We start from the raw sequence: 24699 nt of genomic DNA on the forward strand, positions 1-24699 counted from the left end.
CCTTAGCGTAAACGATGAGTAATAAGATACTACCTTATAATATAATACCATTCACAAAAATTAGAGTCGCAAGAAAAACGAGTGCAAGTACTACCTGTCGTAGACTAAACAAGTTTGACACCGCTAATCCTACTTTTTGGAAATTGCTATAAGCTCTTATTGTATATTCTCATAATACAATACTGGCTATCCTTGCCAAAACTAAAAAACCGATACATTACGTATCGGTTTAAAATGTAGCAGAGCTAATGATAAAGGTCAACTACATAAAATTATACTTCGGTCTGATCAGCATACATCTTACGCATGACTTTTTTATCATGTTTGCCAACGGAGGTTTTTGGCAGATCATCCACAAACTTAAACTGACTGGGCACGCCATACTTAGGAATCATACCTCGCTCTACCGCTTTTTCAGCAATGGCTTTGATATCATCCACATTCGTATCTTGCGCATCAGGTTTTAGAACTATCAAGGCCAATGGACGCTCACCCCACTGTTTATCACGAACACCAATGACTGATACATCCGCCACGGCTGGATGCAGTGATAAAATGGTCTCAATCTCCAATGATGATATCCACTCACCACCTGATTTGATCACATCTTTTAGACGGTCGGTAATACCAATGCAACCATCAGGACGTATGTAAGCGATATCTTGGGTATGCATGTAGCCATTTTCCCATAGCTCCTTACCCGCATCCTCATTTTTCAAGTAGCTTTGGGTCAGCCAAGGCGCTCGCAATACTAACTCGCCTGTATTTTCTTTACCGGTACCAACCGATTTATTATCTGTACCCCACACTTGAGCATCGACCATCAGCACAGGCTTACCAGTCATACAACGGCGTGCGATATCTTCATCATCAGACATCTCAGGCTCGTTGAGACTAAACTCGGTCAAGCTAATAAGCGGCGCGGTCTCTGACATGCCATAACCAGTATAAACTTCGATACCTTGGCTCATGGCTACTTTTGCCAAACCTTCTGTCAATCGTGAACCACCAATGATCATTTTTAGACCGTTAAAGCTCGCACCGCGATCCTGTGCTTCTTTGAGCACCATTTGTAAAATTGTTGGTACGCAGTGAGTGATACTGACTTTTTCATTAATAATCAAATCAAGCAAACTATCAGGGGCATAGCGTCCTGGATAGACTTGTTTTAGACCTACCATCGTCGCGGTAAACGGAAAACCCCACGCATGGACATGGAACATCGGCGTCATCGGCATATAAACATCACCATAGCTAACACCCTGCTTATCAGGGAGCATACCTAAGGTCGCGGCTTCTGCCAAACTGTGCAATACCAATTGACGATGGCTAAAGAACACGCCCTTTGGATCGCCTGTCGTCCCTGACGTATAAAAAGTCGTCGCAATGGTATTTTCATCAAAGTCAGGAAACTCAAACTCGCTATTGGCGGCTTCTAATAATGTCTCATACTCACCTTTCACGCGATTTTGACTACCACCAAAAACGCCTTCATACGACACCCCATCATCATCGAGCCAAATGATGTGCTCAATACTGGAGTTCTCAAACTGATAGTCTTTAACCAACGGCGCAAACTCAGAGTTCAGCATCAGCACTTTAGGCTTGGCATGATTGATGGTATAGAGAATTTTATCTGGTGACAGGCGAATATTAACGGTTTGCAAAATATACTCTGACATTGGCACCGCAAAGTACGACTCCAAATAACGATGACTGTCCCAATCCATCACTGCCACCACATCACCAGCATCAAGCTTTAAATCAGCTAAAACGTTGGCCAAGCGATTGATACGGCTAAACAGCTCTTTATAAGTAAAGCGTTTTTTATCTGCATAAACGATTTCTTGATCTAGCGATACCGTCTTGGCACGGTTTAATAGTTGCTTTACCAATAGTGGATAATCGTAAGCGGACGGTGCACTATTATAAATATTTGACATAAAATTGACTTCCTTGTTGATCAGAGATAAAGCGTTAACGACTCGCATTCTAAAAGAATTTTAACAAATTATATTTTTATGAGCAGCCATTACTGTTGCTCCATTTTTACTAATAGTATTTAAAAAACGCCATCATCGATAGTAAGAAAAAACCCATACTATGTAAAGTATACACGCATAAACACTATGACACTGAGCGTTCGTTTATTCTGGTTTCACGCCTTATCACGTTATGTTAGCGAGCCTATAGATTAGTAGCCCTTAGATTGGTAGACTTTAGATTAACATCACTTAATTATTAGCCTTTATATTAAGCGGCACGTGATTTGGTCTTTACCATACCAAAACTGGCAACGAGCAATGCTAAAACCTGTACAAACACTAGCAACCATACCGTTAGCGACCACTGCCCACGCGCATAGACGATGCCGCACAGCCATGCCCCTAAAGTCCCACCCGTATAATAGCCCAGATAATATAAACCCGATGCGAGTGAGCGGCCTTTCTTCACATTGACCGCGATATAGCTAATGGTCGCCGCTTGGGTAACGAACACACCTGAGGACATGATAGCAAGTCCTACCACCACACCCCATAATGGCGTCACGAGTGTCAACAACACGCCTATCATAGAGATAAAAATAGCAACTCGAACGGTACGTGCTGACCCAAATCGACGTAACAGGTTGGTCGATAACGGTGTAATAACGACCCCTATCAGATAGACCGCAAAAATATTGGCCAGTGCACCCGTACTCAGCTCATAAGGCGTATTGGCCAGATGTAGGTTAATAAAGGTAAAACAGCCCACTAGCGAGAATAACACACACGCCCCAAGCAGACAGGCTGTCACGACATAACGGTTGGTCAAATGCTCTCCAAGCGTCTGTATCGCTGCTCGAAAGTTAGGATTGGCCACAAATTGCTGTGATGATGGTAGCATTTTTCCGACCCACATCGCGCCGACCAGCGTCATCCCTGCCATCACATAATACCCTGCACGCCAGCCAACGATCTCATGCAAATGCCCGAGCAAAAACCGACCAAGGAACCCGCCTAATACACAGCCTGACACATAGAATGACATCAGATCCGTCACTGCTCGCCCTTCAAACTCCTCACCGATATAAGCAATCGTCACGACCGTAATACCTGGCACTGACAATCCTTGCATGAATCGCCATAACCCTAGCCAACCAATACTCGGACTCTGTGCGATTAACGCCGTTGGTATCGCCAAAAACAACAGCGCCCCAACGATAAAGGGCTTACGCCCCACTGCATCAGAGAGCATACCCAAAAATGGCGACATAATAGCAATCGCCATTATCGTCGCGCCAACGATCATACCTGCTTGTACTTCGGTCGCTGAAAAGTCCACCATTAATACAGGTAGCACGGCTTGAATAGAGTACACCTGCAAAAAAGCAAACATACCAATCAAGCCAATCGTGAGCTTTAGCACCCACGATGGTGAACTGGTTTGAGGAGATAACAATGGGGCATTATTTTGAGTCTGACTGACAGTATTATTCACAAGGATGCTAACTATATTAGGCGTCATGTGGCTGACGTGAGTGATAGAATTAAAATAGAGTCAATTCATTATAAACAGGTTACAGCGTCAACTTCGCTTGAGGGATGACATCTACCTCTGCGCTTGGTTGCTTTGTACCACAATTAAATTGAATTAACCCTATAAACGTCAGCAATGATAATTGCTTTAGGTTTGTAACGACAAGCACATTATGGTATCACAGCCAATCATACGTGCTGATATCAAAATCTAATACAAACAAAAAACGCCATTAATAACAACGTTAGGACATGTCCTCAATTCAAACGACATTCATCTAACTGGGCTAAAAATGTCTAAATTTTGCCAAACATCGTCAAATAGTTAGTCAATATCTCGATATTATCTACACTATTTTCTCGTTTGACGGCAATTTATCTCATTTTTATCTCCATTTTTGAAATCAGGACACACCCTAATCAAAGTTTCACCTTTGTAACAGACTTTGAGTGAGCAAATTGCCATAATCATAAAGCGCTATATAAAGTAGCTGTATAAAATAGCTATATAAAAATAATCTTATAAATTTAAAAATTAATCATTTAAGGAAGCAATTGATGAGCGATAAAATTCATAATTTAGGATCGGGTTTTTGGAACATACGCGGATCATTTCGCATTGGTGGTGTACTAAATATCGGTACGCAATGCTCACTAATAAAGCTAGCATCAGGACGCTTTATCTTCTTGGACAGTTATGCCTTAACAGGTGACGTTCGAGACGAAGTGATGGCATTGACCAATAATGGGGAAAATGTCGAGGCTGTACTGAACGTACATCCATTCCACACGGTACATTGTGCACAGATGGCAAAAGACTTCCCAAAAGCAACCTTTTACGGCAGTAGCCGACATCATAAAAAAATATCAGAAGTACAATGGGCAGATGATTTGGTCGAGAGTGATGCGGTCGCTGAACGCTATCCTGAGCTTAAGTTCTCTATGTCAGAAGGCGTCTACTATATCTCGCCTAATGAGATGATTCATGCCGGTTCATTATTGGCCTATCATCCTGCCAGCAAAAGCTTGCACGTCGATGATACCTTTATGAGTCCGCCAACAAAGTTACTAGAGGCGATATTGCCTGAGCTGATACTACATCCTACGACCAAAAAAGCATTGAAAAACGAACCCAGTGCTGGCAAGGAATATTGTGACTGGGCTACCAATCTCGCCCATGAATGGCGTGACACTCAGAACTTTTGCGCGGCGCATTCATATTTGGTCCAGTTTAAAGAAGGCCAGTTTGAAAAAGCACTACTAAAAGCGATTAACAAAGCCCGTCCTAAGTTAGAAAATGCTTAGCTTCTCACAGTTAAAAGTTGAAAAACAGGCTAGATAGGTCATCATTCCAATCGAAAACTACCCAAATGAACTAGAACGAATTTATTCCTCAAAGAAGAAGCTGCCATTTTGGTGGCTTTTTTTAGGATATTACTTCTGACTTAAAGTCACTATTTGCTAAGTAGACATAAATTTGTTATAAAATCCTACTTTCAGATAACACATAATAATCTTAATACAAGAAAATCAACTGTAGGCTTTATATAATTGCGGCATACGATTTTTACGCCGTATCTATTTGATTTTTAAGGTACTATAACTTTATTCAGGCCTATAATATGAATTGTCATTATTTAGCGTTTGCTACCGTAGCAGTAAACACCCTCGGTTTTTCTGCCTGCACCTCTCAACATCAAGCTTCAAAAGAACAGCTGACTGACACTAGTGCGGCCGTAATGGTATCGCAAGATAGTCATAGTGTTCATCATCCTAAGTGGTCATACGAAGGTAGTACAGGTACTGAATATTGGGGTGACATCGAAGGTGCTAGTACCTGTAAAACTGGGAAACAGCAGTCGCCTATCAATATTACAAAAGTGACTGCCAGTAGCACAGCCACACCCGTCATGGATTATGCTAAATCTACTGACATTCGAATTCATGACAATGGCCATACTGTTGTTTATACACCGACGACCGAAAATAACGCTATTATATTAGACAATGAACGCTATCTATTGAAGCAGTTTCATTACCATACGCCAAGCGAACATCAATTCGGTAGTCAAAACTATCCAGGCGAGATTCATTTTGTTCATGCTAATAGCGAAGGCAATCTTACGGTAGTAGGTGTCATGCTGAAAATTGGTGAGGCCAATAACATGCTGCGCGTGTTGCTAAACGGGACTGAAATCACCACCCAAAATGATGACGAATTTACGGCTAATGATGTTGATTTATCCACCTTAGCACCTGTCATGGCTACTTTCTATCATTATAGCGGCTCGCTAACAACACCGCCTTGTTCAGAAAGAGTCCAATGGTATGTCAGTAAGCAACCTTTAACGTTGACTAGCGATCAGTTTGAGATTATGTCTGATTTATACGAAGGTAATAACCGCCCTATTCAGCCACAAGGCTCGCGTAAGGTAGAACAGCTTAGCAACTAAACTAACCATCATTAATATAATTAAATCAATATAAAAAATATACCGTTAGGGCCTGTCATCATTACCTCTAAATAGGCTAATTGATGATACACCCTAGATAATTATCCACACCATTCCCAAAACCATTATCGAAACAACAAATCTTTCAGCTCGTCTTCATTATTAATAATATCTGCCAATGTATAGCGCTCAAGGACGGTAATAAAAGCCCTTAATGCTTCAGAGAATACACTCTTAAGTTGGCATACTGGCGTAATCACGCAGCCTATCGGTTTATCTGTCTTTTCTTCGATGAAGGTAACTGGCAAATCTTTTGATTGAGAGCCTTCACCTTTACTCACTGGTACGGCAAAGCACTCTACCAAATCAAAATCAGGCTCTATTTGTTTAATCAATATACCCAAATTAATCTCTTTAGGTGCACGTGCCAGTCGTATGCCTCCATTTTTGCCACGCACACTTTCTATATATCCTAACTGACCCAGCTGATGAATAACTTTGGTCAAATGGCTTTTGGAAATGTCATAGCTATTGGAAATGTCACTGATATTAGCGAGCGTGTGCGGCTCCGGTTTGACCGCCAGATAAATCAATGAGCGCAGTGCATAATCACTATAATTGGTCAATCGCATTTACGAACACTCCCATTCTCATTATTAATCATTTAACCATTAGCTGCTTAACTACTAGCTGCTTAACCACTATCTACTTAACCAAACAGGCCATCCGGTCTAGGGCGTGCCAGCATCGGTAAGTAGCTGATGCAAAATAACACAAAGCAAGCAATCCATGCACCTTGAGCAATCATAATCCATAATAAGTAATGGCTCATATCTACCAAAGGCAATAGCACGCGACTGACAAACACCAAAACCATCAAACCATACATCAAAGTTGTCGTTTTGGGTGGATTATGAATACTTCGGCCAGTATGCCCAAGCGATACCCGTGTCATCATCGCTACCGTCATCATGCCAATACCCGAAATCGCGAGCCCATGTACCGCCAAACTATGAGAGTAACCCAACCACGGTTGAAATGCGTACAGCATAAAGCTCAAACACATGCCTAAAAACGCAATATACAACGACCAAAGCAGCGGCTTTTGCCAAATACCACGATGATACCAACCTACTAGACGAATGATGTTAACGATTGCCACACCGAGCGCCGTTATAGTCAGTAAATATGGATGAGGATAAAACAGATCAACGATAAAAAAGGCTAAAAATAATAATAAGCTTGCGATATCTTGTACTTTACTATTATACAAGGTGACGGTTTCTGCAACGCCTTTAGCGTTAGTCGTACTAAGACCTCGTTCAATAAAGAATGGTACCACGCGGCGACCAATGGTTAATACTAAGCCAATGATTAAATAAAATCCCAGATACATGCCTGTCTTCATGATGCTCATGTCTGCATTGATAATGCCCCAATAGCACAGTCCATTACCTAACATTAATAATGCCAATTTTGCTAAGATGCCCATCTGCTTATATTGCTTTACTTGCCATACTGCTCGGAAAATAACGAAGGCCATTGAGGCAATAAACAAAAAATCAAACACTGCGGCGGCGTATAGCAACAATGTGCTATTGCCCGCCACCACTATGCCCACGCCAAAAGCGATCCAGCTAAACCGTGCTAACAACCAACAGACAAAGATACCTAGCAATTTGTAGCCGTGCGGCATCATCACCCCTGTCCACGTCTTGACCGCCGTTAATAGAAACCCTGCGACCACTGCCAATGCATAACCATAAATCATCTCATGGCCGTGCCAATACAAGGGGTTTAATACCTGCGCGTCTATATCTGTATGCCCAGTGAACACAAAGGCCCATAACACCATCGTGACTACCGCGAATAATGCAGCAGCACTGAAAAACAAACGGAAGCTCAAATTAAGAATTGGGTGTGGCGAGCTTGGCGGCTTACTGGGTAGGTTAATAGATTGCATAGTGATCTTCTTAGAAAGTATTAATAAAACTGACCTTAAAGATTCATTTTATATGAATGTTATGTGTTACGCAACGTACTTAGCCAGCTATAGTCGGTGAACGACTAAACCGCTACGGCGTTACCCTCCTTAGATGCACTACTTGTACAATCTGCAGTCGGCTGACTTGTACCCATTTTAGAGTTCTTTGACTATATTGTATTGAAAAATAGTTTTGAGAAATAAAAAAGCCACCCATGTGGTCGCTTCTTATTTTTGGAATACTTAGGACATGCTGAGCGAGAAAGGCTATGAAAAAATGACTTAAATTCATCAGTAAATTTAAGGTGAGCTCAGTACATAATCATCAGTATTATCACCTTGCCATTTATGAATAAAGCTACCACTCGGATCATATTGCTGAGTTTGTTTGGCCAAATTAAACTGTCGGCAGCCTCTTGGATCAGCACCCACGCCTGCCAGATACTGCCAATTACCCCAGTTGCTAGCAACATCATAATCGATAAGGTACTGCTCGAAATGAGTCGCCCCATAACGCCAATCTAAACCCAACTCATGGATGAAACAGCTAGCAACTATTTGTCTGCCACGATTGGACATATAGCCCGTTTGCTTTAGCTGATTCATGCAGGCATTGACGATAGGATATGGCGTAGTACCCTCTTTCCACTGCTCCAGACGCCCTTTATCAAAGCCTGTCGTTGGTGACTGTTGGGCAATACCCTTGTACCAAAACAGCTTCTGCTGATGGGTCATGGCATACCAATAAAAATACTCACGCCACAGTAGCTCAAACCATATCCAGTAAGTGGATTCATTAGCCACCACTTCACGCTCATAATGACGCAAGCGGTTCAGCAGCACGTTGACCGAGAGTGTACCATTTGCGAGCCAAGCCGAGAATTTAGTAGAGTATGTCCAGTCATCCAGCGCATTGCGCGTGGTTTTATACGTACTAGGCGCATCAGAATTGAAATAATCGTTCAAATGGCTGATAGCATTGGTTTCTCCACCTTTAAACTCAGAAGGCAGTTGCACATCAAGATGACGTTTGTTGAAGAATAACGAATGGCTATCTGTTGTACCCTTTATTAAATTGTCTGGCATGGGTGGTAGAGATTCTGGCGCTGGACTAATAACTACGTCTGTTTTGGCATTTAATAAATCATGCTCTGATTCGACTTGTTTACGAAACTGCGTGAAGCTTTTAGGTAACGCTTCCATCGGCAAAGACGCAAACAACGTATTGGTTACTTGCTCATGCCAGCGCACCTGTGGATACTTACGTTGCAAGAAACTATAGGCTTGGTTTTGATTATAATCTGCCGTTTGACTGACACATATATCAGTGACCTGCTGCTGATCGATAAGCTGACACAGCTGCGTAAAGGTATCCAATGCGGTCGATGATGTATGCGGCGTTAGATGCAACAATCTATTGCCAAGACGTTGTAGCGATTCATCCAAATCAGACAGACTCTCAGATAAGAACTGCTGACGAGCATCTCCTATTCGATCGAAGTCGTAAGCTTGATCTTTATTTGTCTGACCAATGATATCCACTAAAGCATCCGCATAAACAAGTAACAGCTGCCTATGGTTGTCTTGGGCCAGCATTGCTGCTTTTGCCAATGTTGCATTATCATCTATACGCAAATCATTATAAAATAGTACCAACACTGCTTCTTTATCCGTTGGCTTCTTTGTTAAACTATCTAATTGCGGATCTGACATGTTTTCGACTCCCTAATTGTACTCATACACTTATTAGCTCAGTCCAAACTATAATATTTTAGAATATGATATACGGTACAAGGTATGTTAAATATCTCACTTAAATGTTTGTTATAGTCAAATTCATATAAGTCCGCTATATCGTTGACCTCGCCAGCTATATTAACGTATCAATATCACTGTAGATTGATGATACCTATCTGCGTTATTCTAACTATAAGCCTGACTGCCTACATGATTTATTCCTAGGAGAATAATATGACTGAAGAAAACGCACCAGAAGAAAAACGTAAGCTCATCAACAAGTTTTTGATGAGACTAACGAAAGATCAACCACAGATGTATTACGCCACGACATCCGAAATCTCTCGCAGCATACATACCATGATAAAAGAGCATACCAATCGCCTATCAGTAGAAGAGCAAGCACTTGTCAGGCGTATCACGATTGAAGAGATTGAAGCCCTACTTGGTTTTCATCATAAACAGAAAATTTAAATAAACGCGTGGTGTTTCGAGAATATAAACATTGATACCTACTAATTTTAGACAGTACACCCATAAAAAAGACCGCTATATAAGCGGTCTTTTTTATGGTTCAAATATCAGTTTACAACATTTAAAAGTTAAGCTCTTAGAATGGATATTCGCGTGGCTGATGCTGTACAGAGATCCAATGCAATCTGGTGAACTCTTCTAGTACCCACTCGCCATTGAAGCGGCCAATACCTGAGTTTTTCTCACCACCAAACGGCGCATTACTGTCATCATTCACTGAGATATCATTGATATGCGTCATGCCAGCTTTGATACCACGGGCAAAACGTAAGCCTTTGGCTAAATCTTGCGTGAATACGGCACTTGATAGACCATACATAGAGTCATTGGCAATAGACAACGCATCGTCTTCATCTTTGGCACGAATAATACCGACTAATGGGCCAAACACTTCGTTACGTGACAAATCCATCTCACGTGTGACATCAGTGAATATATGTGGCGGTACTACTTGACCCTTTATCTCACCACTTAAGATCATTTTTGCGCCTTCTTCTTGCGCTTTAGCAATTTTGTCTTTTAACGACTTAACTTGTTTTTCATTGATAATTGGACCAACTGCTGTTTCCATTTTGTCAGGGTCGCCAACTTGCAAGGTTTTGACATGCTCAAGGAAACGCGTCACGAAGTCATCATATAGTGCGTCTTCGACAATAATGCGGTTGATCGCAATACAGATCTGACCTTGGTGCAGGAACTTACCAAAGGCAGCCGCTTTTACTGCTTGATCGATATCAGCATCTTTTAATACGACAAATGGGCTATTACCACCCAATTCAAGGGCAACTTTTTTGATATAATCGCCACCGTTGGCCAGTTCGCCAATGTGCTTACCAACTGAGGTTGACCCAGTAAATGATACTAGGCTTGGCGTTTTGTGTTCAACAATCGCATCACCTATCTCGCTACCTGAACCCACGACTACGTTGAGCAGACCTTTTGGCAGACCTGCTTCTTCAAATACTTTTGCAAGTAGCAAACCACCTGTCACAGGCGTGTCGCTAGCAGGTTTTAGCACCACTGCATTACCAAGTGCTAAGGCTGGTGCGATAGAACGCTGGGTCAAATGCAATGGGAAGTTCCACGGGCTGATGACTGCAACAACACCAATTGGCTCACGGTAAATGAAGTTTTCTTTATCAGGGGTATTAGATGGACGAATCTCACCGTGCACACGATTAGGGAAAGTCGCAGCTTCAAGGGTAATCGCACGCGTTGCCCCAAACTCAACCATGGCTTTGATACGGGTACTGCCCGACTCTTTGATTAGCCAATCAACGATTTCTTCTTGACGCTGGTCTAATATATTAACAGCGTTGTACAGTACAGCAGCACGTGCCGCTGGTGTTTGCTTGGCCCACTCTTGCTGCGCCTGACTAGCAGCTTCATAGGCTTCATTGAGCTGCTCTTCCGTCGCTTGTTGAATTTTTACGAGCTCATCGCCGTTGTATGGGTTTGTATTGGTATTGACGCTATCGTCTTTACCTTTTTGCCATTCACCTGCGATATATTGCAAATGAAAGTCACTGTAAGCACTGGTGTTGGTATTATTCGCTGACATAATGATCCTTATTTTTACTTAGTTATGTTTAAAATTTGGTTTTAAAGACAGTTTTAAAATTATTATCGAAATATTGCATGAGAAACTTACTTATAAAAGCTTATTTATAAAAAATCGCTTATAAATGGCCTCTTGTAAACAGCATCTTGCAAGAAGTGCCTCTAAACTCATTGTTAAGCGATATATCAGTCTAACGATTTGACTGATAAACGTCCTAATGACTAGTGAGCCTAAAACGTACCTTGATAGACGACTGGTCTAATGCTACCATAGCTATTAATAAAACAAGACTACTTTGCCCGTAAATATTGTTGATGAAACGTAACGCACATAAATAAATATTATTAGAATACGTCCTCAATATGACGCTTAAATGAATATTAACCACTCTATTACTATGAAGTTCCAAGGAGAACATCACCTCTATGTCTACTATTACAAATGCACCACCCGTACCTATTGCTACATCAGATACTAGAGCTCACTTGCTCGAAACTGGCTATCAACTCATCGCCAAAAAAGGCTTTACTGCCGTTGGTCTTAAGCAAATATTAGACACAGCGGGTGTACCTAAAGGCTCTTTTTACCATTACTTTGCGTCCAAAGAAGCGTTTGGTGAAGCGATTATTCATCATTACTTCAGCCTATATAAAACACGCCTAGACGTCATCGGCACGCAAAACGTTAGTGCACAGCAAAAGCTATATAACTACTTTCAAAATTGGTACGACACTCAGCAAAACGGCTGCGATCATGAAAAATGCTTGGTAGTTAAGCTCAGTGCTGAAGTAGCGGATATGTCAGAGCCTATGCGCATCGCGTTAAATGCAGGCTACCAACAAACTGTCAACTGGCTTGGTGATCAAATCAAAGCTGGCTGGATAGATGGCTCTGTACCACAGCCTGATAACATTGCTGCTGAGAGTATAGCGAAGCGTTGGTACTTTGCATGGCTTGGTGCTAGCTTAATTGCCAAAATCAGCCAGACCAATACCCCACTCGCAGAAGTTTGGCAGATGACGACGTCACAACTCGGACGCTAGACGCGTATTCTCCATTCGTAAATGACTATTCCTACATTAAAACCCTACGTTAGATAAATCATTGGTGTCTTAAAAAGCACACCAATGATAATCGCCAGCAATGAATCATTCTTAGTCTCTTGTAATTCTAGTCTCTTGACTGGTTTCTTGAATACCTCAAGCTATCAAGGGTCTAAGAACGATTCACATTCTAATACACAATCCTCATAACTCTTAAACTCCTACTTAACAATCAAGTTATGAGAGACTTTTGTAAAAAACACTAGACGACTGGTCTAATTGGTGTACAATGCACGCAAATGTAAGAAACGAACTTGCCAATAAATAAATTTGCAGCTCGCACACCCAATCAATATTTAACAAAGTTTAGGAATATTATGAACAACTTCCAATATTACAACCCAGTACGTATCGTTTTCGGTGAAGGTCAAATCGAGCAATTATCAGATCTAGTCCCTACTGATGCCCGCGTCCTTATCACCTATGGTGGTGGCTCAGCGCAACGTAATGGTACATTGGACGAAGTAAAAAACGCCTTGTCAGCGAGCGGTAACCGTACCGTATTCGAATTCGGTGGCATCGAAGCCAACCCAGAATTCACCACGCTATTAAAAGCAGCAGACATGGTGAATGAGCACAACATCGACTTCTTACTAGCAGTTGGCGGTGGTTCAGTGATTGATGGCAGCAAATTTGTTGCATTGGTATCATCACTGACTGAAGAAGATGGCACTGTGTCACGTGAACAAGCGTGGGATGCATTGACTAGCTATTGTAGAGACATCGATTCTGCGGTTGATTTGGGTGCGGTACTAACCATTCCAGCAACTGGTTCTGAGATGAACTCGGGCGGCGTTATTAACTATAGTGAACGTCAAGCAAAACTACCGTTTGGTAATGCACTTGCCTTCCCTAAATTCTCAATTCTAGACCCAATCAAAACACTTACATTGCCTGAACGTCAAGTAATGAATGGTGTGGCTGATGCATTCGTTCATGTGATGGAACAGTATCTAACCTATCCTGTGAATGCTAAAGTCCAAGACGCTTTTGCTGAAAGCCTGCTCAAAATCCTTATCGATGAAGGCTTGGTTGTTAAGCAAGATCCAGAGAACCTAGAAACCCGTAAAAACATTATGTGGACGGCGACAATGGCATTGAATGGTCTGATCGGTACTGGTGTACCACAAGACTGGACAACTCATATGGTTGGTCATGAGCTGACATCTCTACACGCGATCGATCATGCACGTACCTTAACTATCTTATTGCCATCAGTGATGCGTGAGCTAAAAGAAAGCAAAAAAGAAAAATTGCTTCAGTATGCATGTAACGTATGGAACATTACCGATACTGACCTAGATGACGACGCCATCATTGAAACTGCCATTGTCTATACTGAAAACTTCTTCCGCGAACTTGGCTTGCCTGTTAGCCTAGAAGATGCCGATTTGACTGAAGCAGCGATTGATCCAATCATCAAGCAGCTTGAAGTGCATGGTATGGTCAAACTTGGCGAGCATGGTACAAACGACTTAGAAGTATCACGTCGCATCCTACAACGTGCTATTACTAGCAAAGCGTCTTAATAAGTAACATCGCCGTAATAAGAAATACATATAGTTATGCTATTTATAGTAGCTACTCAGCAATGGGTAGTTACTACATTCAACATCAGATTCAATATCAGATTAGACATCACATCAAAGATAAAAATCTTTAAACAAAGAATTTTGTACAAGAAAAACCTTTCATCGAAAGGTGCAAAGAGTGTAAATATAGACACTTAAAATCAATAATTAAAAAGGATAATAATATGAGCTTTGATAATACTCAAAACCAACAACAAAATCGTCAAATCAAACTGGCAAGCCGTCCTCATGGCACACCAACCAGCGACAACTTTGAGCTTGCTACTAGCGATATCCCTACCCCTAACGACAAGCAAATGCTCCTACGTACCGTTTACCTATCACTTGACCCTTACATGCGTGGCCGCATGAGTGATGCAAAGAGCTACACCGATCCACTACAAATTGGTGACGTCATGACGGGCGGCACAGTGGCACAAGTGGTCGAATCTAATGTCGATGGCTTTGCTGAAGGTGACTTGGTTGTATCAGGTTCTGGCTGGCAGGACTATAGCGTCAGCGATGGCGAGGGCGTCCTAAAACTAGATAAAGATATGCCTCATCCTTCTTATGGTCTTGGTGTACTTGGTATGCCTGGATTTACTGGCTACATGGGCTTAACTGATATCGGTAAACCACAAAAAGGTGAAACTTTAGTAGTAGCCGCAGCAACTGGTCCTGTCGGTGCAACAGTTGGACAAGTGGGTAAAAAGCTTGGTGTACGCGCAGTTGGCGTGGCAGGTGGTGCTAAGAAATGTGCTTATGCTGTCAATGAGTTGGGTTTTGATGTTTGTATCGATCATCATGCCGAAGACTTCGCCGAACAGTTAAGCAACGCTTGTCCAGATGGTATCGACATCTATTACGAAAACGTTGGCGGTAAAGTGTTCGATGCGGTATTACCTCTCTTAAACGCGCATGCCCGTATCCCAGTATGTGGTCTAGTATCACAATATAACGCCACTGACTTACCTGACGGCAAAGACCGTTTAGGTATGCTAATGGGTCAAGTATTGGCCAACCGTCTAACGGTCAAAGGTTTCATTATCTTTGAAGAGTATGGCGACCATTACCCTGAATTCTTAAAAACCATGGGTCAATGGGTTGAGTCAGGCGATATCAAAACCAAAGAGCACCAAGCAGATGGCTTAGCACAAGCACCGCAAGCGTTCTTTGACATGCTAGAAGGCAAAAACTTTGGTAAAACAGTCGTTAAGGTTGCTGACGTTAAATAGTTTATGGTGACTCATAATCGCTATAACTACTTAACAACATAAATACTGACTTTAACAACTGACTATTAAGTCTCAAACATAGATACTGTTAGCAGTCATCATTTACTACTACAATTTTAAGATGGTTGCTACTTATCTGATAACAGAATTTTTTCTCTATCCACACTAATTTTTAAAACTAATGAATAATAAATAAGGATAACTATGAATATTTTAATGGTACTAACGTCACATGACCGTCTCGGCGATACTGGTAAAAAAACAGGTTTTTGGTTAGAAGAATTTGCAGCACCTTACTATGCATTTATTGATGCAGGTGTGAATGTCACGCTAGCCTCTCCTGCTGGCGGTCAGCCACCACTCGATCCTAGTAGTGATAATGAAGACACGCAAACCAAAGACACATTACGTTTCAAAGACGACACTGATGCTCAAGAGCATCTTGCTACTACTAAAAAGCTCGCTGACATGAAAGCAGAAGACTTTGATTCAGTATTCTATCCTGGTGGTCATGGCCCATTGTGGGATTTGGCAGTGGATGAAAACTCTATCAATCTGATTGAGACTTTCGTTAAGCAAGACAAGCCTGTTGCTTTTGTTTGTCATTCTCCAGCAGCGCTCAAAAATGTGAAAATTGATGGCGAATACTTGGTTAAAGGCAAAAAAGTGACTGGCTTTACCAACTCAGAAGAAGACGCCGTTGGTCTTACCGATGTCGTGCCATTCTTAGTAGAAGATGCAATGATTGCTAATGGTGGTCATTATGAGAAAGCAGCTGATTGGGCATCATTTGTGGTAGAAGATGGTCTATTAATCACAGGTCAAAACCCAGCCTCTTCAGAAGAAGCGGCTAAACGCTTACTCGCTAAGCTTAAAGGTTAATACTATGATTCGTTTGCATCATCTTAACCAATCACGTTCGTTGCGTATTTTATGGCTTCTAGAAGAACTAGGCGAACCTTATGAGATCGTGAGTCATCAACGTGATGCTAAGACGCATTTGGCGCCTGATAGCTTAAAAGCGGTACACCCTCTTGGTAAGTCACCGGTCATCGAAATGGATGGTCAAACATACTCAGAGTCTGGTGCCATTACTGAGCTATTGATCGAACGCTTTGCACCAGATCGCTTGCGTCCTGCACCCGACAGTACTGACTATGGTCATTACTTGCAGTGGATTGACTTTGCTGAAAGCTCGCTCATGTTGCCACTTATGCTTGAATTGTTTACCAAAAAAGCAGGCATCGAGGATAACGAGTTTTTGAACGGTTATATCGAGATAGAAAAGACCAGATTGTTTAAGTATCTAGATACGTCGGTCGAAGGTAAGTCGTTCATCGTGGGTGACCAACTCAGTGGTGCAGACTTTATGCTATCGTTCGACTTAATCATTCTTGCTCAACGTCAGAAACTAGAAGATTATCCGCATATTAAGCAATATGCAGAGCAGTTGGCGAGCCTTGATAGTTATCAACGTGCCATGCGCCTTGAAGCTGAACATGACGAATCAAAACAAGCCTAAACGCACGCCATAGTAAACGTTTTATAAAAAGCATGATAAAATAGCTCAAGTCTATCTTGGGCTATTTTTGTTGTTTGTTCCTATAGTCGATTCAATTTAAAAGTAGTACAAGGCAACCGAGTGTAGATGTAATACTTCAAGCGAAGTTAACGCTGTCATACTTTGGTAGTGGAATGACTATACCTATAAAACATATTCTATTGTACGACTATACCGTTGACAGGCTTTATTAATTTAAGCTTAATACAATCAACCGTCCACCTTCAAAGACAGTCATTCATCCATGAGTACTGAGTATCAATTCAAGCCCCACGAACAGCCAATGATGGTGGGCTCTCCAGCCAATCCTGATCATCCTGCACGCCGCAAGGTTTTTTACCTGATTATTGGTATTATTATTGGGGTGACTGCCAGTTTTCAAAATGGTTTGCTGGTCGCGAACCTGACTCAAATTCAAGGTGACCTTAGCCTAACGCCTATGGAAGGCGGATGGATATCGGTTGCCTACAATATGACCAATGCTTGTATCACCGTATTGTTATACAAGATTCGTCAGCAATTTGGCATGGCATTATTCAGTAAAATCACCCTGTTTTTTTTGCTACTAGCAACCAGCATGCAATGGTTTGTAAGCAGTGGCTTGATGACGGCTGCTGATGGTATGTGGCTTGACCCGTATTACTTAGAGATTATAGCGCGTGGTTTAAGCGGTATGGTGGCCAGCGGTATGACCATCTTAGGATTGTTCTATTGTTTGCAAGGTATGCCAACCGTCAAGCGTACTAGCGGTCTAATTTTGGGGTTTGGCTTGGTGCAGTTTGGTATTCCATTGTCACGAATCATCTCGCCCTACCTCACCATCGACGGTCAACTTGAAAGCTTATTTCTATTTCAATTTGGTTTGGCACTGATTTGCTTTGGGCTGATTAATATATTAGAGCTACCACCAGGCAATACAGAAAAAGTATTTGAAAAACTGGATTTTTTAAGCTTTGGATTTTTTGCAAGCGGTCTGGCTGCATTGTCTGTCGTTTTAGTACAAGGTAGGATTTTATGGTGGACGACACCTTGGCTTATCTATCCACTTATTATTGCTATCGTCGGGATTAGCATCGCGCTATGGATTGAAACCCATCGCAAAAACCCAATGCTACAAGTGCGCTGGATGCGTAGCCGCAATATTATTGCCTTTATGATTACCGGCGCTGTCATGCGAATTTTGCTATCTGAGCAAAATGTCGGTGCGGCAGGATTACTTGCCAACTTAGGCTATGGTGGCGATCAGCTGATTACTTTTTATGCTGTCATATTAGCCGCCAGTGTATTGGCTTTGGTCATTAGTATTTTTAGTACCAATCCAATAGATTTACGCCGACCCGTTATTTTTGCGGTGGCGTTGATTGCCTTAGGTTCTTGGATGGATACTAGCGTGTCTATTAATTCAGCACCTTATATGTTTTATATCAGCCAGTTTTTGATTGCATTTGCCGCCGTGTATTTTATGGGGCCTTTAGTTTTTGAAGGGTTTTTGCGTGCTATTGCTAGCGGTCCTGCCTATATTATTAGTTTTTCCGTTATCTTTGGCATTTCACAAACGGTAGGCGGATTGGCGGGTGCAGCCGCTATTCAAGCATTTACCACGGTTCGTACGCAGGTTTATTATGCAGATATGGTCAGCTCACTCAATTTTGGTGATCCTGAGCTGGTGGGACAGATAGCCGCTGCACGCAGTACTATATCTACACAAATGACGGACGCCACTCAAACCAATACGGCTGCCGTGCTGCAAGTTCTACAAGGTATTCAGCGCCAAGCCACTGTTTCTGCTTATGGTGATTTGTTTTTCATCATGGCCCTTCTATCGACTGGTGCTACCGTTATTTTACTGCTCAATTATTTTTACTATCGTTATCATAAACGTAACCCATTGGCTAAAGAGCTAGCCGTTATCGCCAAAATGCGTGAACCAAAATAAGATATTTTTAACATCGCTAAAATTGAAGTAGCCTTTTCTTATATAAGTATCAAATTATCTATCATATTAATCCAAACACTTAGGAGCGCGTCATGAGCCAAGAAAAATCCAATGACCCTGACCAAAAAACTCAGACGCCAGCCGACAGCCTGTCTTCTAACAACCTATCTTCTAATGACTTATCTTCTAATACTGGTGAGACAGCAAGTGCTCAAGACAACGAGACCCAAGTTGCAGAAAAAGTAATGGAGAGTGGCGCTGATAATGAAACACCCATGCCACCAACCGAGCCTATTCCTTCTGCTTCAGGATGGAACCCTAAGAAAAAAACGTTTTTTAATATAGGGGTTTTTATTGTCCTCATCATAATTGGTGTATTTCTGATTCTTTATGCTTGGAAACTGCCGCCTTTTACCCCAACGGTACAGCAAACCAATAATGCCTTTGTAAAAGGTCAAACAACCATTATCAGCTCACAAGTATCTGGCTACGTGACCGATGTTGCCGTAGAGGATTTTGCTAATGTGAAAGCAGGTGACCTACTGGTAAAGATAGACGATCGCACTTTTCAGCAGCAGCTTGAACAAGCACAGGCCAATATCGAAGTGGCGTTAACCAATCGATCCAGTAATGCGCAAGACACTCAGTCTAGCCAAGCTCAGATAGAAGCGCGTGAAGCCGATTTATACAGCGCGAAAGTCAGTGTTGATAGTGCACGCGAAGATGTCAAACGCTATCAAGGACTGGATGCTATTGGTGCAGTCTCAAAAGCGGAGGTAGCACATACCAAAGCAGAACTTGCCCAAGCGCAGGCAGGCGTACAACAGGCTGAAGCCAACCTACAAGCTGCACAGCAAGCTAGCAAAAAAACCAGCGGTAGCCGCTCATCACTTGATGCCAATATCCAAAATGCTGAAGCCGGTGCCAAGCAAGCCAAAATCAATTTGGACAATACTATTATCACAGCTCCCGAGTCAGGTCAATTAAGCCAAGTCAGTGTAAAATCAGGACAATACGTTAGTGCTGGTACACAGCTCATGTATATCGTACCGAAGGGCGTGTGGATTATTGCCAACTTCAAAGAAACACAAATCGCGAATATGACAATAGGCGAACCTGCGACCATCCATGTGGATGCACTGGGTGGTGCTAAGTTTCATGGACGTATCAATAATATCTCGCCAGCAACGGGCAGTGAGTTTAGTTCATCAGCAGCAAACCCGACTACTGGCAACTATATTAAAATTGCTCAGCGGATTCCGGTACGTATCGATTTAGATGAAAACCAACCGGAACTGGCCAAACTGCGACCTGGTATGTCAGTTTCTGTCGATGTGGATACTGAAGCAAAGTAAATTCTCACATTTACTATTCGACACTTGCTATAAGTGCGAAAAAGCCCCGCTAGTAAGTTGTTTATAACAACTGCTAGCGGGGCTTTTTATTATCGCCACATCAGTTATGGCAATAAGCGTTTGGTATTCCAACTATCGCCATTTTCTTGAGTATATACAATGCGGTCATGCATACGGTTAGCACGGCCTTGCCAAAACTCAATCTCATTGACCGTAATCTCATAGCCACCCCAAAAGACTGGCGTTGGCACTTGAGTGTCTTCTGGATAATCTGCTTGTAGTTGCTCAAAACTTTGTTCCATTACTTTACGATCAGCAACTTCACCACTCTGTGGCTGGCTAACCCATGCACCCACCTGACTATCGTGTGGACGCTTTTGGAAATAAGCTGCAGATTTTTGAGCATCTATCTTAGCAATGCTGCCACTGATACGGATTTGACGCTCAAGCTCATGCCAAAAAAACAGCACTTCAGCATTAGGATTCTCGGCAATATCTTGTCCTTTAGCGCTTTCGTAATTGGTATAAAAGACAATACCAGTATCTGTAACTTCACGCATGAGCACGATACGTACGCTAGGCTTATTATCAGCACCGCAAGTAGCCAAACTCATCGCATACGGCTCTTGCACTTTCTGCTCTATCGCTTCATTCATCCAAGTATTTAACAACTCAAATGGTGATGTAGGTACTGACTGTTGATCAAGCGCGCCCTTTTCATATGACAGACGTTGATCGGTAAAATCCATACTCATGGTCATTCCTTATTTTAATATTGTTGCCTTATTATATGAACTGATCTTAACCCAATACGGCTTTGATATGATCAGCCAAGTCATTTGCGAGCACATCACATTCTATTTCATCATCTGATTCGACCATCACTCGAATCATAGGCTCAGTTCCTGACTGACGAATCAGTAGACGGCCTCTACCTTCTAAAGTAGCCTGCGCTTTCTCAAAAGCGGTAACCAATTCCTCATGCTCAAACGGATCTTGCATTTGTGACAGACGCACGTTGACCAGTTTTTGTGGCAACACTTCAAACCCCTCGACGAGATCACTGAGCGCGCGCCCACGTGCTTGCATCACAGCCAGTACTTGTAAGCCTGCAATGATAGCATCGCCAGTACGGCTCTTATCTAAGCATAAAATGTGGCCAGATGGCTCACCACCCAATATCCAACCATTCGCTTCAAGCTCATGCATCACGTAGCGATCGCCTACTTTGGCACGCGTAAATGCAATGCCATCTGCTTTTAGTGCTAGCTCTAAGCCCATGTTACTCATGAGTGTACCAACCACGCCTTTAGCCTTGGACTGACCTTGGGTAGCAAGCACATATAAGATGCCATCACCGTCGACCAGATTACCAGCCTCATCGACCATCACAATACGATCACCATCACCGTCTAATGCGATACCAACATCTGCCTCGTGCTCAACTACTGCTTTTTGTAAGCCCTCAGGATGAGTAGAACCACAATCAGCATTGATGTTGAGTCCGTCTGGTGTATTGTTGATGGCAATCACGTTAGCGCCCAATTCACGCATAACTCTTGGTGCCACACTGTAGCCTGCACCATTGGCACAATCTACGACAACTGTCAGATGGCTCAAATCATACTGATAAGGAAAGCTGCCTTTACAGAATTCGATATAGCGACCTTTGGCATCGTTGATTCGATTATTTTTACCCAACTGTGCTGGATCAAGAATAGGCATGACCAAATCATTGTTATTATCACTAACATTGCCACCGATACTCATAATAATTTTTAGCTTATCGTTAATAGCATTTTGCATCTCATCAGTCAGCTTTTTGCCATCCCCTGAAAACAGTTTGATACCGTTATCATAATAAGGATTGTGTGATGCAGAAATCACTACGCCCGCATCAGCGTTAAAACTACGAGTTAAATGAGCAATGGCAGGCGTTGGTAATGGGCCAAGCATATGAACATCGACACCAGCGGCGTTAAATCCTGCTTGCAACGCCCCTTCGATAACGTAGCCTGAAAGACGAGTATCTTTACCGATGACCACACTAGGTCTACGCGCAGGATTGTCATTGTTCTCTATCAATACCTGACCAGTGACATAGCCTAACTTCAAAATAAAATCAGGCGTAATCGGCAACTCACCAAACTTTCCACGGATACCATCAGTGCCAAAGTAGCTCATTATATATGCTCTCCAAGTCTAAAAATTAAAGGCCCAACGTGTACGCAGGCGATAATACTATTATAATAATCTGTTTATGTATGTTACAAAAAAAACAGCCAACAATAACAAGGTATTGTTGGCCGTTTTTATCTCAAAGTCAAGGTAGCTCTGCAAACCAGCTTTCGCTAACGTAACACAAAGTTGTCAAAAACTACCTAACTTACTCGATAGTTTGGTGCTTCTTTAGTGATTTGAACATCATGAACATGCGACTCTTTCATACCTGCCGACGTCACTTTAATAAACTGTGGATTGGTACGCATATCTTCGATGGTTGCAGAGCCCGTATAACCCATTGATGAGCGTAAACCGCCAACCAACTGATTGACGATACCAGCGACTGGGCCTTTATAAGGAACACGGCCTTCGATACCTTCTGGTACCAGTTTTTCCACACCATCTTTAGCATCTTGGAAGTAACGGTCTGACGAGCCGTTTGAGCCTGACATCGCACCAAGACTACCCATACCGCGGTAAGCTTTGTAGTAACGACCTTGGAACAATTCAACTTCACCTGGCGCTTCTTCTGTACCCGCCATCAACGAGCCTACCATGATGCACGAGGCACCAGCGGCGATGGCTTTGGCCATATCACCTGAATAGCGAATACCACCATCAGCAATCAATGGAATGCTGTCTTTTAATGCACTAGCGACGTTATCAATCGCTGAGATTTGTGGCACACCAATACCTGCAATGATACGCGTGGTACAGATAGAACCAGGGCCAATACCTACTTTCACGGCATCGGCGCCTGCGTCACGTAACGCAAGTGCTGCATCGCCTGTTGCAATATTGCCACCGATGACTTGTACATTTGGATAGTGCTTTTTGATCCAAGCAACTTTATCAATCACGCCTTTTGAGTGACCATGTGCGGTATCAACAACGATAATATCGACGTCTGCTGCAACCAATGCTTCAACACGCGCTTGAGTATCTGCACCAGTACCAACAGCAGCGCCAACACGAAGACGGCCTTGCTCATCTTTACAAGCATTTGGATTGTTTTCAGCTTTTGCAAAATCATTAACGGTGATAAGACCTTTTAGGCGGAAATCATCATCAATAACGATCACTTTTTCGATACGGTGTTCATGTAGCAAACGTTTGATATTTTCGTTGCTCTCACCTTCATGTACCGTGACTAGCTGACCTTTTGGTGTCATGATTTGGCTAACTGGTAATGACAGATTGGTTTCAAAACGCCAGTCACGATGCGTGACAATACCAACAACTTTATCCGTACCTTTCTCTACGACAGGTACACCTGAGATATTATTGTCTTGAGTCAAGCGTAGTAATTCACCGATGGTCATCTCTGGATGCACAGTGATAGGATCAACGACTGTACCCGCTTCAAACTTTTTGACGCGGCGTACTTGTGTGGCTTGCTTGGCGATATCCATGCTCTTGTGCAAGATACCCATGCCACCAAGCTGTGCCATAGTGATGGCCATTTCAGACTCAGTGACCGTATCCATAGCCGCAGAGATTAGCGGTAGATTTAGCGTAATGTTTTTGGTCAAACGGGTAGAAAGATCGGCAGTTTTTGGCAAGACTTCAGAATAGGCTGGCAACAATAAAACGTCATCAAAGGTTAAGGCTTCATCGACAATTCGCAACATACAGACCCCTAGTGGTGGTTATTTTGATGGGTGGGATTTTAGCAATAAACCAGCGAAACAAAACGCTCGAAAACTGCAAGTGATTGACGGATCATAAGTTTGCACAAATATAGTGCAGTCTTACGCTTAACCACTTATTTATCCCTTAAAAATAACGCCATATTATAACAAATAATGAGACGAATCGCATGCTATATTTGTCAGTTTGTTTTACACAAGTAAGTCTATGTCGATGACGGTCATGCTTTGCATGGTTAGTGGCTCTATTTTGATACCAATAACTTTCTTTTACGGCTT

General features: G+C 42.4%; 19 protein-coding genes. 10 read left to right on the forward strand and 9 right to left on the reverse strand.

The features are described 5' to 3' along the window. Window positions 1–272: 272 nt before the first annotated feature. Complete coding sequence (locus AAEY75_RS10025; protein ID WP_201550991.1) at window positions 273–1943, reverse strand: fatty acid--CoA ligase; 1671 nt, start codon at window positions 1941–1943, stop codon at window positions 273–275. A 310-nt stretch (window positions 1944–2253) separates the two neighbouring features. Further along, window positions 2254–3507 carry an MFS transporter gene (locus tag AAEY75_RS10030; protein WP_227681395.1) on the reverse strand — a complete coding sequence of 418 codons (1254 nt, stop codon included), beginning with the start codon at window positions 3505–3507 and terminating at the stop codon, window positions 2254–2256. A gap of 569 nt (window positions 3508–4076) precedes the next feature. Here AAEY75_RS10030 and AAEY75_RS10035 point away from each other — a divergent pair. Then, window positions 4077–4823 (forward strand): hypothetical protein, encoded by a 747-nt coding sequence (locus AAEY75_RS10035; protein WP_197217459.1) that lies wholly within the window; start codon window positions 4077–4079, stop codon window positions 4821–4823. Between the two features lie 317 nt (window positions 4824–5140). Continuing rightward, window positions 5141–5971 (forward strand): carbonic anhydrase, encoded by an 831-nt coding sequence (locus AAEY75_RS10040; protein WP_352259510.1) that lies wholly within the window; start codon window positions 5141–5143, stop codon window positions 5969–5971. 125 nt (window positions 5972–6096) lie between these two features. Here the strand turns inward: AAEY75_RS10040 and AAEY75_RS10045 are convergent, their stop codons facing one another. The 3 genes from AAEY75_RS10045 to AAEY75_RS10055 form a co-directional block, all read right to left on the reverse strand. Beyond that, a complete protein-coding gene (locus tag AAEY75_RS10045; protein ID WP_197217462.1) occupies window positions 6097–6603 on the reverse strand; it encodes an Rrf2 family transcriptional regulator in 507 nt (168 codons plus the stop codon). A 77-nt stretch (window positions 6604–6680) separates the two neighbouring features. Then, entirely contained in the window at window positions 6681–7934 is a 1254-nt protein-coding gene (locus AAEY75_RS10050) for an NnrS family protein (protein WP_197217464.1), read from the reverse strand. Window positions 7935–8255: 321 nt separating this feature from the next. Then, window positions 8256–9668: a DASH family cryptochrome gene (locus AAEY75_RS10055; RefSeq protein WP_197217466.1), complete on the reverse strand. Its 1413-nt coding sequence runs from the start codon at window positions 9666–9668 to the stop codon at window positions 8256–8258. Window positions 9669–9926: 258 nt separating this feature from the next. Here AAEY75_RS10055 and AAEY75_RS10060 point away from each other — a divergent pair, with 258 nt between their 5' ends. Further along, window positions 9927–10166: a hypothetical protein gene (locus AAEY75_RS10060; RefSeq protein WP_110923741.1), complete on the forward strand. Its 240-nt coding sequence runs from the start codon at window positions 9927–9929 to the stop codon at window positions 10164–10166. 136 nt (window positions 10167–10302) lie between these two features. Here the strand turns inward: AAEY75_RS10060 and AAEY75_RS10065 are convergent, their stop codons facing one another. Next, window positions 10303–11787, reverse strand: a complete 1485-nt coding sequence (locus tag AAEY75_RS10065; protein WP_197217467.1) for an aldehyde dehydrogenase family protein — start codon at window positions 11785–11787, stop codon at window positions 10303–10305. 425 nt (window positions 11788–12212) lie between these two features. Here AAEY75_RS10065 and AAEY75_RS10070 point away from each other — a divergent pair, with 425 nt between their 5' ends. The 7 genes from AAEY75_RS10070 to AAEY75_RS10100 all read left to right on the forward strand — a co-directional run bounded on the left by AAEY75_RS10070 (window position 12213) and on the right by AAEY75_RS10100 (window position 20548). After that, window positions 12213–12830, forward strand: a complete 618-nt coding sequence (locus AAEY75_RS10070; RefSeq protein ID WP_197217468.1) for a TetR/AcrR family transcriptional regulator — start codon at window positions 12213–12215, stop codon at window positions 12828–12830. Window positions 12831–13207: 377 nt separating this feature from the next. Beyond that, window positions 13208–14419 (forward strand): iron-containing alcohol dehydrogenase, encoded by a 1212-nt coding sequence (locus AAEY75_RS10075; RefSeq protein ID WP_197217469.1) that lies wholly within the window; start codon window positions 13208–13210, stop codon window positions 14417–14419. A 227-nt stretch (window positions 14420–14646) separates the two neighbouring features. Beyond that, complete coding sequence (gene curA / locus AAEY75_RS10080) at window positions 14647–15696, forward strand: NADPH-dependent curcumin/dihydrocurcumin reductase (RefSeq protein WP_197217470.1); 1050 nt, start codon at window positions 14647–14649, stop codon at window positions 15694–15696. Between the two features lie 204 nt (window positions 15697–15900). Continuing rightward, entirely contained in the window at window positions 15901–16578 is a 678-nt protein-coding gene (locus tag AAEY75_RS10085) for a type 1 glutamine amidotransferase domain-containing protein (RefSeq protein ID WP_197217471.1), read from the forward strand. 4 nt (window positions 16579–16582) lie between these two features. Further along, window positions 16583–17218 (forward strand): glutathione S-transferase family protein, encoded by a 636-nt coding sequence (locus AAEY75_RS10090; RefSeq protein WP_197217473.1) that lies wholly within the window; start codon window positions 16583–16585, stop codon window positions 17216–17218. Between the two features lie 283 nt (window positions 17219–17501). Then, window positions 17502–19193, forward strand: coding sequence for an MFS transporter (locus tag AAEY75_RS10095; protein ID WP_197217474.1), 1692 nt, complete (start codon window positions 17502–17504; stop codon window positions 19191–19193). 92 nt (window positions 19194–19285) lie between these two features. Next, the gene (locus AAEY75_RS10100) at window positions 19286–20548 is read left to right on the forward strand and encodes an HlyD family secretion protein (RefSeq protein ID WP_201550975.1); all 1263 of its coding nucleotides are present in this window, start codon (window positions 19286–19288) and stop codon (window positions 20546–20548) included. A 104-nt stretch (window positions 20549–20652) separates the two neighbouring features. Here the strand turns inward: AAEY75_RS10100 and pdxH are convergent, their stop codons facing one another. From pdxH to guaB, 3 genes are all read right to left on the reverse strand, one after another. Next, window positions 20653–21297: a pyridoxamine 5'-phosphate oxidase gene (pdxH, locus tag AAEY75_RS10105; protein WP_197217581.1), complete on the reverse strand. Its 645-nt coding sequence runs from the start codon at window positions 21295–21297 to the stop codon at window positions 20653–20655. A 52-nt stretch (window positions 21298–21349) separates the two neighbouring features. Beyond that, entirely contained in the window at window positions 21350–22732 is a 1383-nt protein-coding gene (gene glmM / locus AAEY75_RS10110; protein WP_110923731.1) for a phosphoglucosamine mutase, read from the reverse strand. A gap of 197 nt (window positions 22733–22929) precedes the next feature. After that, a complete protein-coding gene (gene guaB, locus AAEY75_RS10115; protein WP_110923730.1) occupies window positions 22930–24402 on the reverse strand; it encodes an IMP dehydrogenase in 1473 nt (490 codons plus the stop codon). Window positions 24403–24699: the final 297 nt, after the last annotated feature.

Source organism: Psychrobacter sp. TB55-MNA-CIBAN-0194 (genome assembly GCF_040309505.1).
Taxonomy (GTDB): domain Bacteria; phylum Pseudomonadota; class Gammaproteobacteria; order Pseudomonadales; family Moraxellaceae; genus Psychrobacter; species Psychrobacter fozii.